The following is a 14,441-nucleotide window of genomic DNA, read 5'->3' on the forward strand; positions in this document are numbered from 1 at the left end:
GTGGCGTCACCACCGTCGTCCAGGATCATGTTCGGACCGCCGGTGGGGCTGTCCGGCCACGTCAGCGCCTGCTCCGTGCACCACCAGTACTCCTCCAGCGTCTCGCCCTTCCAGGCGAACACCGGGACTCCCTGCGGGTTGTCGGGCGTGCCGTTCGGGCCGACGGCGATGGCTGCCGCGGCGTGGTCCTGGGTGGAGAAGATGTTGCAGGAGGCCCAGCGGACCTGCGCGCCGAGGGCGACCAGGGTCTCGATGAGCACGGCGGTCTGCACGGTCATGTGCAGGGAGCCGGTGACACGGGCGCCGGCCAGGGGCTGGGCCTCGGCGTATTCCTTGCGGATCGCCATCAGGCCCGGCATCTCGTGCTCGGCGAGGGTGATCTCCTTACGGCCGAACTCGGCCAGGGAAAGATCGGCGACCTTGAAGTCCTGTCGCTTATCGACAGTCGTCATTGAGAGCTGCTCCTCGGGATTGGGTCGAGGTGGGTACGGCTGGTCTGCGCGGCGGCGGACACAGGGGTGCCCGAAAGAGGACACAGGCATGCCCGCGTGTGCGCAGCGCAGTCCGTCGGAGGCCCTCTCTCCCTCGGCCGGTCCGCGGTGGGACCGCCCGACCGCCATCAGCAGCGACGTCTGGCTCCGTCCCAAGCTACACCGGGGGCGCCTGCGATCCCCAGTCCGCAGGGAAACACATCAAGCCGATCCCGTGACGGGCGGGGGTGTGGGTGTCGGTGAGGTGCGGGAGTGGTGGAAGGCGGCGGGGCCCGCCGAGTGGTTCGGCGGGCCCCGTGACCGGAGGAGTCGTAGGTGGTGGTGTCAGTGGTCGGTGGGGCCGCCCGGGCTTGCTTCGGGGTCGGGGCCCTTGGCGGCTTCGGCCTCGCTGTAGATGTCCGGCTCGAGGTAGATCACGCGGGCGATCGGGACGGCCTCGCGGATGCGGCCTTCGGCGGCGTTGATGGCGGCGGCGATCTCGGTGGCCGTCTCCTCGTGGCGGACGGCGATCTTGGCGGCGACGAGGAGTTCCTCGGGGCCGAGGTGGAGCGTGCGCATGTGGATGATGCGGGTGACCGTGTCGCCGTCGACGACGGCGGCCTCGATCTTCTGGGTCTCCTCGACGCCGGCGGACTCGCCGAGCAGCAGCGACTTGGTCTCGGCGGCGAGGACCAGGGCGATCAGGATGAGCAGGATGCCGATGCAGAGGGTGCCGATGCCGTCCCAGACGCTGTCGCCGGTGAGCAGGGCGAGGCCGACGCCGCCGAGGGCGAGGATCAGGCCGACGAGGGCGCCGAGGTCCTCCAGGAGGACGACCGGGAGCTCGGGGGCCTTGGCGTGGCGGACGAACTCCTTCCAGGAGCGCTTGCCCCGCAGGACGTTGGACTCCTTGATGGCCGTGCGGAAGGAGAAGGACTCGGCGATGATCGCGAAGACCAGGACGCCGACCGGCCAGTACCAGTGCGTCAGCTCGTGCGGGTGCTTGATCTTCTCGTAGCCCTCGTAGAGGGCGAACATGCCGCCGACCGAGAAGAGGACGATGGAGACGAGGAAGGCGTAGATGTAACGCTCGCGGCCGTAGCCGAAGGGGTGTTGCGGGGTGGCCTCGCGCTTGGCCTTCTTGCCGCCGACCAGGAGCAGCGCCTGGTTGCCGGAGTCGGCGACCGAGTGCACGGACTCGGCGAGCATCGACGACGAGCCGCTGAAGAGGAACGCCACGAACTTCGCTACCGCGATCGCGAGGTTGGCGACCAGTGCCGCCACGATCGCCTTGGTGCCGCCTGACGCGCTCATATGTTCGCGTTGTCCCTTCGTACGCCGTTCCAGGGCCCGGGCGCTCGCCTGCTGCGCCGCCCGCGACTTTGCCCGTGCTTGACGGTGGGCCATTGTTGCAGCCCGATCGGGCCGCGGTGTTTCAGGTCACCAGCACGGGGGTCATCGAAACGGTCAGGCGACGACGGTGGCGCGGAAGAGCGTGCCGGTTCCGGACACTTCGGCCTTTTCGCCGGCCGGGACGAAGACGGACCGGCCCGGGGTCAGGTCGTGCTCGCCCGCCCGGACGGAGCCGGCGGTGCAGAGCAGGATCTGCGGGGTCGCACGGGTGAGGTCGTGGGCGCTGCCCCCCTCGGGGAGGACGTAGCGGGACAGGCGGAACTCGTCGATCGGGGTCTCGTAGAGCTCCTCGCCGTCCGGGGAGGCCTCGGGGCGCAGGACGCCGGGGTCGCTGGGCCGGAAGCGGACGATGCGCAGGAGCTCGGGGACGTCGACGTGCTTGGGGGTCAGGCCGCAGCGCAGGACGTTGTCGGAGTTGGCCATGATCTCGACGCCGAGGCCGTTCAGGTAGGCGTGCGGGACGCCGGCGCCGAGGTAGAGGGCCTCGCCGGGCTGGAGCCGGACGTGGTTCAGCAGCATGGCGGCGATGACGCCGGGGTCGCCCGGGTAGTGGTGGGCGATGTCGGCGTAGGGGGCGTAGGCGCCGCCGAGGCGGGTGCAGGCGGTGGCCGCGTCCGCGACCGTGCGGGACATCTCCTCGGGGTCGGCGGTGAGGATCGCCGTGAGGACCTCGCGCAGGGCGGCGTCCTCGGGGTGGGCGTGCAGCAGGTCGACGTACGGCTTGAGGGAGTCGACGCCGAGGTCGTCGAGCAGGCCGGCGGCCTCGAGCGGGGCGCGGAAGCCGCACAGGCCGTCGAACTCGGTGAGGGCGCAGATCAGTTCGGGCTTGTGGTTGGCGTCCTTGTAGTTGCGGTGCGGGGCGTCCACGGGGATGCCGCGGCGCTCCTCGTCCGCGTAGCCCTCCTTGGCCTGCTCCAGGTCGGGGTGGACCTGGAGGGAGAGCGGAGCGCCGGCGGCGAGGATCTTGAGGAGGAAGGGCAGGCGGGGGCCGAACTTGGCGACCGCGGCCGGTCCGAGTTCACTTTCCGGGTCGGCGTCGATGACCTCGACGAGCGTGCCCCGGCCGGTGCGTGAGGGCGCGCCCGGGTGGGCGCCCATCCACATCTCCGCCTGCGGCTCGCCGGTCGGTTCGGTGCCGAGCAGGTGCGGGATGGCGGTGGGAGAACCCCAGGCGTAGGGGCGGATGGTGTTGTCGAGGCGGTCCATGGGGTCTCTCTTGCGTGTTCGGGCGTGCTGGCGCGTCAGGTTGTCCCTGGCATGATCAGGCCCTCGAAGCGAGCGCCAGGTAAACCGCGGCGAAATCCGTGATGGCGATCAGTTCCGCGAGGGTCTCCAGCTCGCCGCCCTCCTCCGGTTCCAGTTCGCTGATCGGCGTGTCGTGGCTGAGGGCCAGGTCGCGGGCGCCTGGGGCGGCGGTGAGGCCGCCGATGGGGCGGTCGCGGAGGAGCACCACGCGCGCGTGCAGGGCGGGTGGTTCCTCGACGCGGTCGCGGAAGAAGTCGTCGGGGTCGGCGCTGGCGGCCAGTGGGCCGGCGAGCAGGGCGCTGTGTGCGGCGAGGGCCTCGGGGAGCTCGGCGACGACCGCGGGGGTGCCTGACAGCTCGGCGAGCGCGGCGGCGAAACGGCGGCCCGCCGGGCCGGCCGAGACGCCCTCGGTCCAGACGATGGGGAGCGCGTCGGCGAGTTCGGCGGCGAGGGTCTTGGCGGGGTTGCTGTAGGTGGCGATGACGGGGCCGCAGCGTTCGGCCACGGCGTCGAGGCGGTCGGCGACCTTGCCGAGGGCGTCCGGCGGGGCGGCGAGCACTCCCGTACGGTCCAGCAGCGCGAGCAGTGGGGTGAGCAGCGCCCACAGGACGCCGGGTGCGGAGGCGGCGAGGGGCTCGTCCTGGTCGTACGGGGCGGTCGCCATGGGGACGAACAGGCCGTGCGAGCCGTTCACCGCGTCGGCGAGCGGGGAGCGGCTGGGGGCCACGGCGACGACGTTGCAGCCGCGGCGGTACGCCTGTTCGGCGAGGAGGGACAGGCCGGGCTCGGTGCCGTCCGGGGTGGTGATCAGGAGGAGGTCGACGGAGCCGACCCAGCCGGGCAGTTCCCAGCGCAGGGCGCCCGCGGCGGGGGCGACGCCGGTGGGGGCCAGCCGTGTGACCGGGCTGCCGGCGCCGGCGAGGGTGCCGATGAGGTCGGCGGCGTGGGTGGCGGCGGCGCCCGGGCCGGCGATGAGGACTGCACGGGGGCGGCCGTCCGGCTTGAGGTCGTTGATGCCGGCCTCGGCGGAGTGGCGGGCGGCCGTGCGGACGCGGGCGCCGGCTTCTGCGGCGCCGCGGAGCAGCCCGCGGTGGTCGGCCTCGGAGAGGCCCTCCGGGGAGTCGAGCAGCGATTCGTCGAGCATGGGCGGCAGCCTCCGATGGCCGGGGTCCGTTCCGGGCCCCGCTTTTTGGGGTGTCCTACGATCGGTGCCCGTTGTGCCGGGGGCTATGTGCACCGGGAGTTCACGCGGGTGTCTGCCCGGGCGGGGCCTACGCGGGGCGGCGGGCCTCGTCGACCAGGAGGACGGGGATGCCGTCGCGGACCGGGTAGGCCAGGCCGCAGGTCTGGTCGGTGCAGAGCAGTTCGGTTTCCTGCCCCTTGAGGGGGGCGTGGCAGGCCGGGCAGGCGAGGATTTCGAGGAGGCCGGCTTCGAGTGCCATGCGGGGTCCCTTCGGGGATGGGGCGGGGTGGGGCGTTGGTGTTCGGGGTGGTGCGGATGTGCCTGGTCAGGGTACCGCCGGTGGGGGTGGGGCGGGGGTGGTTGGTAGGTAGGTGCAGCGGGTGGTGGGTGGTTAAGGGGCTCCGCCCCTTTGACCCCGTCAGGGGGCTTCGCCCCCTGGACCCCCGGGCCCTTGCCACCCGCAGCCCGAATCGGTCGGACAAGTGGCTGGGCTCGCCTTCCCCTCAAGCCCTGATGATCGCCAGTGCCTCGTCCCGCACCCTGGCCATCGTCTCCGGGTCCCTCGCCTCCGCGTTCAGGCGGAGCAGTGGCTCCGTGTTGGAGGGGCGGACGTTGAACCACCAGTCGGTGGCGGAGACGGTCAGGCCGTCCAGTTCGTCGAGGGTGATGCCCTCGCGGCCCTCGTACGCGGAGCGGATCGCGGCGAGGCGGGCCGCCTGGTCGGTGACCGTGGAGTTGATCTCGCCGGAGCCGGCGTAGCGGTCGTACTGGGCGACGAGGGCGGAGAGGGTGCCCGGCTGGCCGCCGAGGGCCGCCAGGACGTGGAGGGCCGCCAGCATGCCCGTGTCGGCGTTCCAGAAGTCGCGGAAGTAGTAGTGGGCGGAGTGCTCGCCGCCGAAGATCGCGCCCGAGCGCGCCATCTCCGCCTTGATGAAGGAGTGGCCCACGCGGGTGCGGACCGGGGTACCGCCGTTCTCCGCGACGACCTCGGGGACCGACCAGGACGTGATCAGGTTGTGGATGATCGTGCCCTTGCCGCCGTGCCTGGCCAGTTCGCGGGAGGCCACCAGGGCGGTGATCGCCGACGGGGAGACCGGCTCGCCGCGCTCGTCGACGACGAAGCAGCGGTCGGCGTCGCCGTCGAAGGCGAGACCCAGGTCGGCGCCCTCCTCCCGGACCCGCTTCTGGAGGTCGACGAGGTTGGCCGGGTCGAGGGGGTTGGCCTCGTGGTTGGGGAAGGTGCCGTCGAGTTCGAAGTACATCGGGACCAGCGTCAGGGGCAGGCCGGTGAAGACCTCGGGGACCGTGTGGCCGCCCATGCCGTTGCCCGCGTCGACGACGACCTTCAGGGGGCGGATGGAGGTCAGGTCGACCAGGGAGCACAGATGCGCCGCGTAGTCCGACAACGTGTCGCGGCCGGTGATGGTTCCGGGCGTGGCGGCCGGCTCGGGGGCGCCCGACTCGCTCCAGCGCTCGACCAGTTCGCGGATCTCGGCGAGGCCGGTGTCCTGGCCGACCGGGGCGGCGCCCGCGCGGCACATCTTGATGCCGTTGTACTGCGCCGGGTTGTGGGAGGCGGTGAACATGGCGCCCGGCAGGTTCAGCGCGCCCGAGGCGTAGTAGAGCTGGTCCGTCGAGCACAGGCCGATCTCGGTCACGTCGGCGCCCAGGGCCGCCGCCCCGCGTGCGAAGGCACGCGACAGGCCCGGTGAGGAGGGCCGCATGTCGTGCCCGGTGGCGATGGCGCTCGCGCCGGTGACCCGCACGAAGGCCGCCCCGAAGAGCTCGGCCAGGGACTCGTCCCACTGGTCGGGGACGACCCCGCGTACGTCGTACGCCTTCACGACCTGCGACAGATCAGCAGCCACGGCCAACCTTCCTGAAAAAGTACTGTCGGTCCGCACAAACTACCCCCGGCCGCTGACAGCGCGCTGGGCGGACGCCGAGAGGACTCCCAGCCGTAACCTCAGGTCAGGGCAGCATCCAGCCCAGGACCGGCGTGCTCTGGCCGACCACGATGAGGCACATCACCAGCAGCAGGCCCAGGCTCCATGGCAGTACCTTGCGCAGCAAGTCGCCCTCCCGGCCCGCGAGTCCTACGGCCGCGCAGGCGATGGTGAGGTTCTGCGGGGAGATCATCTTGCCGAGGACGCCGCCGGAGCTGTTGGCGGCGGCCAGCAGGTCGGGCGACAGCCCCGACTCGCGGGCGGCGGTCACCTGGAGGGCGCCGAAGAGGGCGTTGGCCGAGGTGTCCGATCCCGTCACGGCGACGCCGAACCAGCCGAGGACGGGGGACAGGAAGGCGAGCCCGGCTCCGGCGGCCGCCACGAAGTGGCCGATGGTCGCTGCCTGGCCGGAGAGGTTCATGACGTACGCGAGGGCCAGTACGGAGGTCACCGTCAGGATCGCGAAGCGCAGTTCGTGGACGGTCGCGAGCCACTCCTTCACCGCCACGCGCGCGTGCACGCCGACGACGGCGGCCGTGCAGATGCCGGCGAGCAGTACGAGCGTGCCGCCGGTCGACACGATCGGCCAGGTGAAGACGTTGCCGCCGACCGGTTCGCCGTCGGAGCCGAGCACGTTCAGGAAGGGCCAGTCGTAGGTCCGGGTGGCCTGGTCCAGACGGTCCTTGACGGCCGGGATCTGGGCGACGGAGAAGATCAGGACGATCAGCGCGTAGGGGGCGTAGGCGCGCAGGACCTCGCGGGGCGGGTCCTCCTCGTCCAGTTCCTCGCTGCGGACGCCGGTCAGCACGGAGGCGCGGACGGACTCGGTGGCGGGCACGCGCGCGTGCGGGACGGCGGCCAAGGCGCCCGCGCCCGCCAGGGCGGCGCCGATGTCGGCGAGTTGGGCGGAGACGTAGTTGGAGGCGGCGAACTGGGCGACGGCGAAGGCGACTCCGCAGGCGAGGGCGGGCACCCAGGTCTCGCGCAGACCTCGTCGGCCGTCCACCAGCCAGACCAGTACGAGGGGCACCACGAGGGCCAGCAGCGGCGTCTGGCGGCCCACCACGGAGGCCACGGAGTCCAGCGGCAGGCCGGTGACCTGGGCGAGCGTGACGACCGGTGTGCCCATCGCTCCGAAGGCCACGGGCGCGGTGTTGGCGACCAGGGCGACCACGGCCGCGCGCACCGGTTCAAACCCGAGGGCGACCAGCATGACCGCGCTGATGGCGACGGGCGCCCCGAAGCCGGCGAGCGCCTCCAGCAGCGCCCCGAAGCAGAAGGCGATGACGAGTGCCTGGATGCGGGGGTCGTCGGAGAGCCGCCCGAAGGACCGGCGCAGGATGTCGAAGTGCCGGGTGCGGACCGTCATCCGGTACACCCACAGGGCGTTGACGACGATCCACAGGATGGGGAAGAGACCGAACACGGCGCCCTGCGCGGCGCTGGAGAGCGTCTGCCCCAGGGGCATGCCGTACGCGAGCCGGGCGACGAGAACGGCGGCGAGGAGGCCGGTCAGGCCCGCCAGGTGTGCCTTCATACGGACGCCGCCGAGCAGGACCAGGACGATCAGGAGAGGCAGGGCCGCCACGAGGGCGGACAGGCCCAGTGAGCCGGCGACGGGTTCGAGTTCCTGGACGTACACGGGCGCCTCCCCGGTTTCCGTCATGCGAAAGCGATTTCTCGCGGCCTCAAAACGGAATGGTCATGTCCGCGCCAAGCCCCCGTCAATGGGTGTGCGGGGGGGGAACCGTGGGGTGCGGTCAGTTGTCGGGCGACCGGAGGACCCGCAGGTGGCCCCGCCGGGCGACCTCCATCGGGTCGGCCGCGCGCCCGCCGCCACCGGCCCCGGCAGCCCGCTCCTGAGGACGGGCCGCCTCGCGCACGGCGTTCGCAAGCGCTTCCAGATCGTCGCCGCTGGGGCGCGCCGGGGCCGAACCGTCGAGGAGCCGGACGACCTCCCAGCCGCGCGGGGCGGTGAGGCGCTCGGAGTGCTCGGCGCACAGGTCGTAGCAGTGGGGTTCGGCGTAGGTGGCGAGCGGGCCGAGGACCGCGGTCGAGTCGGCGTAGACGTACGTCAGCGTCGCGACGGCGGGACGGCCGCAGGCGGTGCGCGAACAGCGACGTACAGGGCTCACGACGTTGGACGGTACCGCACTCTTGAGCGGGCCGCGACGACTCTCCACCGGGTCACTCCCCCGTGTCGTGCTGTGAAACGCCCCACACCCCTCTTCCGGCCCACCCTGCTGACCTGCCTGGACACCGTCGTCCGTGATGTCGAACGGTCCCTCAAGCGGTCAAGAGTCGTCACAAAACCCTCAATTGCCGTGAGGTCGCCAGTCTCGGCGGGATACGGAATCGAGCCCAACCTTGGCTGGAATGCTCATGTAACGACATGCCGAACCGGTCGGCCGGAAGCCGTCCGTACCGCCGTGCGGTGCCGGGCGCAGGGGCGCGGCGGGGACTACCCTTCACCAGTGATGGACAAGCCCGTAACGCCCCGAGCCGCCGCCCCCGGGCCCCGCCGCCGTGACCGCCACGGCCGGGGCATGCGCGGCCCGATCGCACCGCCGCAGGTGCCGCTCGCCGCCAGCCGTGCGGAAGCGTTCGCGGATCTGGTGCAGGACTCCGTGGAGCGCCTGGAGCGACGGTGGCCGCAGCTCGCCGACATCGACTTCCTGGTCCTGGAGGTGCCGCGCCTCGACGGGCCCGGCCAGGCCTGGAACGACGAGGCGGTTCCGCTGGGCGGCACGGTCAGCGCCCGCGAGGGGCGCCCCGCGCGCGTGGTGGTCTACCGGCGGCCGGTCGAGATCCGCACCAAGGGGCGCGACGAGCGGGCGGCGCTGGTGCACGAGGTCGTCGTCGAGCAGGTCGCCGAGCTGCTGGGGCTGACGCCGGAGACGGTGGATCCGCGGTACGGCGAGGACCAGGGCTGAGACGGCCGGCAGCGGTCAGGGCTGTCCCTGCAGCACGGACCGCCGTGGCCAGGGCTACTGCAGCACCGACAGGTCCTCGTCCGCCTCCGGTACCGCGACCGTCCCCCGGTCGTCGGGGAGCGTCTGCACGGTGAAGCCGGGCACGCCGCCCTCCGTCGCCGTCAGGGTGCGGGCGCCGTAGACCGGGCCGCCGGACTTCGGCTCGACCGTGAGCGCGTACCTGCCCTTCAGGCCGCCGGGGACCGGGGGCTCGATGTCCTGGGTCGTGCCTGCCTTGATCGTGTACGTCTTCGACACCGGCGTGCCGCCCTCGCTGCCCGCCGAGGCGGTGACCTCGACCGTGGCGGCGCGGTCGGGGGCGGTCAGGGAGAGCGTGCTGCCCTTGGCGCTGTTGTCTGCGGACGTCGCGCGCGTGCCGACCGGGCGGGTGGCCGGGATGAACGCCGTCTCCTGCTTGTCGCCCTTGCCGCGTACGACCCGCAGGGCCGCCACGACCGGCACGGACCGGTCCGTCGGCGTCAGCACCAGGGAGCCCGCCTCGCCGCGTGTCACGTCGCCCAGGTCGACGGCGGTGGTCATGCCGCCCTTGACGTGCACCGTCTCGTGTCCGGCCGGGGTGATCAGCCCGGAGGGGGAGGCGAGACGCAGTTTGAGGTCCGCGTCGGCGTCGCCGGGGGTGAAGGCGACCAGGCGCACGGAGGTGGCGTCCTTGGGGATGCCCGGCAGGACCAGGCTGCCCGACGGGTCCGTGGACGCGGCCAGCCAGTCCCCGCCGAGCTTGTCGTCCAGGGCCTGCACGGCGGCGCCGACCCGTCCGCTGCGGACGTTGACGTGCACGGTGAGGTTGGTCTGCTCCTCGTCGGTGAGGGTGGACAGCAGGACCGGCTCGCTGGAGTGCGGCTGGACCGTGATGCCCTCCCCCACCGTGGACTGGAGGGCGCCGTCCTTGCCGTAGAGCTCGATGTCGACCACGGCGGCCGAGTCGTCGGGGTTCGTCAGATGGACGTAGTCGGTCCGGTCGGCCGCGGTGCTGGCGCCGGGCAACCAGAAACTCGTGTCCGGAGCCGTGCAGTTGACGCCCTGGAGGCCACGACCGGTCCCCGCGGCGACCTCCGTCGTCTCCTGGACGGTCCAGCCGGGCGCGAACCTGCCGTCCGCGGTCCCGACCAGCGCGGGCGATTCGGCGCCCGAGCTGTCACCGGTGACCGGCTTCCCGGGCTCCTTGGAGGTCGGCATGGACTTCCCGGCCTTCCGCTCGCCCGACTTCCCGTCGTCCTTGCCCTTGTCGCCGCCCGCGCCCGAGCCGTCCGGCGACTCCTGGGCGGCCGCCCGGAGTTCGGCCTTGCCGCCGCTCCCGGTGCCCTTCGTGACGGGGGTGAAGGAGGTGTAGGACGTCTCCGCGAGGTCGGACGTGCTGGGCGCGGGGCACAGCAGGCTCGTGCGCTCGACGGGCAGTTGGGCGGCCGCCTTGGCGGTGGATTCCGCGCCCGGGGTGTCCGGGGCGGACAGCGCGGCGAATCCGGTGACGGCGGCGAGTGCGGTCGCGCCGGCGATCAGGGACAGGGTCGTGCGGTTCACTGCTGGCTCCCGTCGGGACGCTCACTGCCCGTGCCGTGGGGGTGGTGCTGCTGCGCCGGGTCGTACGGCGTGCCGTAGCCCTGGGGGTGGGCTTGGTCGTAGCCCGTCTGGTCGTAGCCCTGCTGGTCGTACGACGGGTTCTGGGGCTGGCCGCCGTACGCGTACGGGTCGTACTGGCCGCCCTGGTACGGGTCCGCCGGGTACTGCTGTCCGTAGGCGTCCGCCGGGTACTGGGCGCCCTGGTACTGGTCGCCGTAGTTCGCGTACTCGCCGCCCTGCTGGCCGGCGTGCTCCCACTGTCCGTGGTTCTGCTGGGGCACGGGTACCGGCGGCTGCTCGGGCTGCGGGGGCGGGAACTCCTCGGGCTGCGCCGCCCCTTCGGCCTCCGCCTCCGCCTGGGCGCGCAGGCGGCGGGCCCGGCGGCCCTCGCCCGCGACCGGCTGGGCCGGGACGGCCGGCTCCTCGGGCAGGTCGTCGTCGATGTCGCGGCGCCGGCCGGGCAGGGCGAGCACGACGAGTACGACGGCGAGCATGCCCTGCGCCCACAGCCACGCGGTGTGGCCGACCGGGTCGTCGTAGGTGACGTCCAGCCTGCCGCCGGTGGCGGGGAGTTCGAAGCCCTGGGCCCAGCCGTCGACCGTGGTGCGGGTCAGCGGCTTGCCGTCGAGCGTGGCGGTCCAGCCGTCGGAGGCGGTGTCGGCCAGGCGCAGCACGCGTCCGTCGGAGCCGGTCGGGATCGTCGTGTGGATCTCGACGGGCCCGGCGGCGACGGGCTGGGGGGTGCCGGAACCGGAGGCGGGGACGATGGTGGCGCGGGCGACATCCTGGTCGATCTGCCACAGCGCCCCGCCGTCCTGCTGGCTGAGCCGGGTCAGGCCGGGTGTGGCGTCGAGGACGCGGGTGACATCGCGGGGCGCGCCCTGGTGGACGAGGACGTAGCGCACGGCGAAGCCGCCGAGCTGGTCGGCCTGGTCGGCGCCGGAGCCGGCGACGAGGTTGGCGACGACCTTGTCCAGCCTGCCGTTCTCGCCGTCGGCCGCGGCGATCTCGCCGTCGCCGAGTCGGGCGCCGGAGCCGCGGACGAGCATGTATCCGACGTGGGAGGGGGAGTCGCTGTCGAGGACGAGGGTGCGGGCCTGGTCGCTGCTGCCGCTCTCCTCGGCGACGAAGGCGGGGACCTGGGTCGGGTCGCGCCGCTCCAGGGGGCCGTCGGCGCCGCGGATCATCCAGCCCGCGGCGACGAGCAGCGGGCCCGCGGCCGAGGCGAAGGCGATCAGCACGGCGACCGGCTGGCGCCAGCCGAAGCTCTGCTCGGCCACGCGCGCGCGTGCCCCGTCGGCGCCGAGCGCGGCGGCCGCCAGCAGGGCGATGCCGTAGACGAGCGTCGCGGGGCCGGACCAGGTGGAGCTGTTGGACAGGACCGCGAAGACGAAGCCGGTCAGGGCGGCCGTCCAGGCCGCCCAGATGCCCAGCCGGCGTTCCGAGCGGAGCAGGGCGGCGAGTGCGGCCAGCACGATGCCGATCAGCATGAGGCCGCTGACGGTGCCCGGGCCGCCCGGGCTGGCGCCGAGCAGGTCGAGGGCGGAGGCGGCCGAGGGGCGGTACTCCAGACCGGCTTCCCGGAAGAAGCCGAACGGCAGAAGCGACAGCGACCAGGGCGCGAGGACCAGCAGGGGCGTGCCGAGCTGGGCGAGAAACCGCAGCCCGTACGCCGTGATGTCGGCCCGCCGCAGGACCAGCAGCCCGACGCCGAGGAGCAGCGCGATGGGCCACACGATCGGGGTGAACGCGGTGGTGATGGTCAGCAGCAGCGCGTACGCCCACGTGGCACGCCAACTGCCGCGCGCCCCCGAGGGGTTCGCCAGGCCGCTGGCGGCGATGCCCGCGCGGGCGATGAGCGGCAGCAGCACGGCCAGGACGGCGGTGCCGATCCGGCCGCCGGCGAGGGCGCCGGTGGCGGCGGGCAGCAAGGCGTAGACGACGGCCGCCCACGCGCGCAGCAGCCGGGACTCGACCAGCGGGCGGGAGGCGAAGTAGGCGCTGAGACCGGCCAGCGGCACCGAGCAGACGAGCAGCAGCGTGACGGCGAGGCCGGTCGAGCCGAACAGCAGGGACGCCAGCATGGCCACGAGCGCGAGGTACGGCGGCGCGGAGGAGGTGCCACCGGCGGCGACCGGGTGCCAGGCGTCCAGGTAGCGCGCCCACAGTTCGGAGGAGTCGGACGGGGCGGGCAGCAGGGCGCCGCCCGCGAGCGCGCCGCCGCCGAGGAGTTCGCGGCAGGCGGCCAGGGAGACGAGCAGCAGCACCAGGAAGAGCACCGGGCCGGGCTTGCGCGCGATGCGCTTGAGCCGGGCGAACTGCTCGATCTCCAGGAAGTCGGCGTCGTCGCCGCCGGGGCCGGACTCGACGGCACCGCCGTGCCGTCCGGCGCCGGAGGCGACCTCGGCGTCGGAGCGGCCGACGACGTCGCCCGCGACCTGCTCGACGGTCATGCGGACGGTCGCGCCGGGCGGCGGGAACAGTGGCCGCAGTTCGTCCTTGTCGATCCGGGGTGTACCTCTGCCGCGCCGCCCGGCGAGGATCCGCTCGGGCCTGAGCAGCGTGCCCATCAGGCCGCGGATCTCGTCGACGGCCTGTCCGGGGACCTTGCCGAGGAGGTAGGCGACGGTCCGCAGCAGGGTGCCGAGCACGATCCGCAGCAGCACCCAGGGCAGAACGGCCGTACGCGCGTTGACGAGCAGGGTGTAGACGGCGCCGGCCTTGTCGACCTTGTGCGGGGACGCGGCCGTGCGGCCCACGCAGTCGACCGTGCGGCGCTCGCGGGAGGCCGCCTCGGCGTGCCGGACGACCGCCTCGGGGGCGACCAGGACGCGGTAGCCCGCCGCGTGCGCGCGCCAGCACAGGTCGACGTCGTCGCGCATGAGGGGCAGGTGGCGGTCGAAGCCGCCGAGCTGTTCGAAGACGTCGCGGCGGATCAGCATGCCGGCGGTGGACACCGACAGCACGGGCCGGACGTGGTCGTGCTGGCCCTGGTCCTGCTCGCGGCGGTCCAGGCCGGTCCAGCGACGGCCGGAGTTGGCGATGCTGACGCCGACCTCGAGCAGCTGCCGCCGGTCGTACCAGCCGCGGAGCTTGGGGCCGACGACGGCCACGTCCTCGCGGCCCAGCTCGTACTCGTTGTCCACGACGCGCAGCAGCTGGGCCAGGGCGTCGGGCTCCGGGGCGCAGTCGTCGTGCAGCAGCCACAGCCACTGCACCGGCTCTCCGTGCGGGAGCTCGGGCATGTCGTACGCGTCGTCGCGCCAGGAGCGGGTGACCGGGTCCCAGCCGCTGGGTCGCTTCAGGTACGGGAGGTGCTCGGGGGTGAGGACCGGGGCGGTGCGGCCGCACTCCTCGACGGCCTGGCCGAAGCCCGTGCGGCGGGCGAGGTGCAGCACGCGGTCGGCGCCGAGGGCGTCGGTGACCAGCTGGGCGGAGGCGTCCGCGCTGCCGGTGTCGGCGCCCATCGCGTACTGGACGGGTCGCTCCTGGCCGAGCAGCCCGGCGAGCGCGTCGGGCAGCCAGCGGGCGCCGTCGTGGGAGACGAGGACCGCGGTCACCACATGACGCGGGAACTCAGGTGCGGCAGCGCTGTCGTGATGAGCTGCCGGATGGCTGTGCACGGACATCGAGG

11 protein-coding genes are annotated in these 14,441 nt (G+C 73.2%); 1 reads left to right on the forward strand and 10 read right to left on the reverse strand.

All coding sequences use genetic code 11. The annotated features are described in order from the left end of the window. From ABFX81_RS40635 to ABFX81_RS40670, 8 genes are all read right to left on the reverse strand, one after another. Window positions 1-452: adenosylhomocysteinase (locus ABFX81_RS40635; RefSeq protein ID WP_346139551.1), on the reverse strand; the 452-nt coding region annotated here is incomplete at its 3' end. Between the two features lie 363 nt (window positions 453-815). Beyond that, the gene (locus ABFX81_RS40640) at window positions 816-1,784 is read right to left on the reverse strand and encodes a cation diffusion facilitator family transporter (RefSeq protein WP_086855041.1); all 969 of its coding nucleotides are present in this window, start codon (window positions 1,782-1,784) and stop codon (window positions 816-818) included. A 153-nt stretch (window positions 1,785-1,937) separates the two neighbouring features. Beyond that, on the reverse strand, window positions 1,938-3,089 hold the full coding sequence (gene manA / locus ABFX81_RS40645) for a mannose-6-phosphate isomerase, class I (RefSeq protein WP_086855040.1): 1,152 nt from the start codon (window positions 3,087-3,089) through the stop codon (window positions 1,938-1,940). Window positions 3,090-3,144: 55 nt separating this feature from the next. Next, the gene (locus ABFX81_RS40650) at window positions 3,145-4,272 is read right to left on the reverse strand and encodes an SIS domain-containing protein (protein ID WP_346139554.1); all 1,128 of its coding nucleotides are present in this window, start codon (window positions 4,270-4,272) and stop codon (window positions 3,145-3,147) included. A 127-nt stretch (window positions 4,273-4,399) separates the two neighbouring features. Then, on the reverse strand, window positions 4,400-4,570 hold the full coding sequence (locus tag ABFX81_RS40655) for a Trm112 family protein (RefSeq protein ID WP_346139556.1): 171 nt from the start codon (window positions 4,568-4,570) through the stop codon (window positions 4,400-4,402). A 244-nt stretch (window positions 4,571-4,814) separates the two neighbouring features. Then, window positions 4,815-6,179, reverse strand: a complete 1,365-nt coding sequence (locus ABFX81_RS40660) for a phosphomannomutase/phosphoglucomutase (protein ID WP_346139558.1) — start codon at window positions 6,177-6,179, stop codon at window positions 4,815-4,817. Window positions 6,180-6,282: 103 nt separating this feature from the next. After that, window positions 6,283-7,899 carry a lactate permease LctP family transporter gene (locus ABFX81_RS40665; protein ID WP_086854428.1) on the reverse strand — a complete coding sequence of 539 codons (1,617 nt, stop codon included), beginning with the start codon at window positions 7,897-7,899 and terminating at the stop codon, window positions 6,283-6,285. Between the two features lie 118 nt (window positions 7,900-8,017). Further along, window positions 8,018-8,440 carry a DUF3499 domain-containing protein gene (locus ABFX81_RS40670; RefSeq protein WP_010034669.1) on the reverse strand — a complete coding sequence of 141 codons (423 nt, stop codon included), beginning with the start codon at window positions 8,438-8,440 and terminating at the stop codon, window positions 8,018-8,020. Window positions 8,441-8,734: 294 nt separating this feature from the next. Between ABFX81_RS40670 and ABFX81_RS40675 the strand changes: the two genes are divergently transcribed. Further along, entirely contained in the window at window positions 8,735-9,190 is a 456-nt protein-coding gene (locus ABFX81_RS40675; protein ID WP_184993422.1) for a metallopeptidase family protein, read from the forward strand. 54 nt (window positions 9,191-9,244) lie between these two features. Here ABFX81_RS40675 and ABFX81_RS40680 read toward each other — a convergent pair whose 3' ends face one another. Continuing rightward, on the reverse strand, window positions 9,245-10,768 hold the full coding sequence (locus ABFX81_RS40680) for a DUF5719 family protein (protein WP_086840052.1): 1,524 nt from the start codon (window positions 10,766-10,768) through the stop codon (window positions 9,245-9,247). Continuing rightward, entirely contained in the window at window positions 10,765-14,436 is a 3,672-nt protein-coding gene (locus ABFX81_RS40685) for a glycosyltransferase (RefSeq protein WP_086840054.1), read from the reverse strand. Before ABFX81_RS40685 ends, ABFX81_RS40680 begins: the two co-directional genes overlap by 4 nt. Window positions 14,437-14,441: the final 5 nt, after the last annotated feature.

It is taken from the genome of Streptomyces coeruleofuscus (genome assembly GCF_039532725.1).
Taxonomy (GTDB): Bacteria; Actinomycetota; Actinomycetes; order Streptomycetales; family Streptomycetaceae; genus Streptomyces; species Streptomyces coeruleofuscus.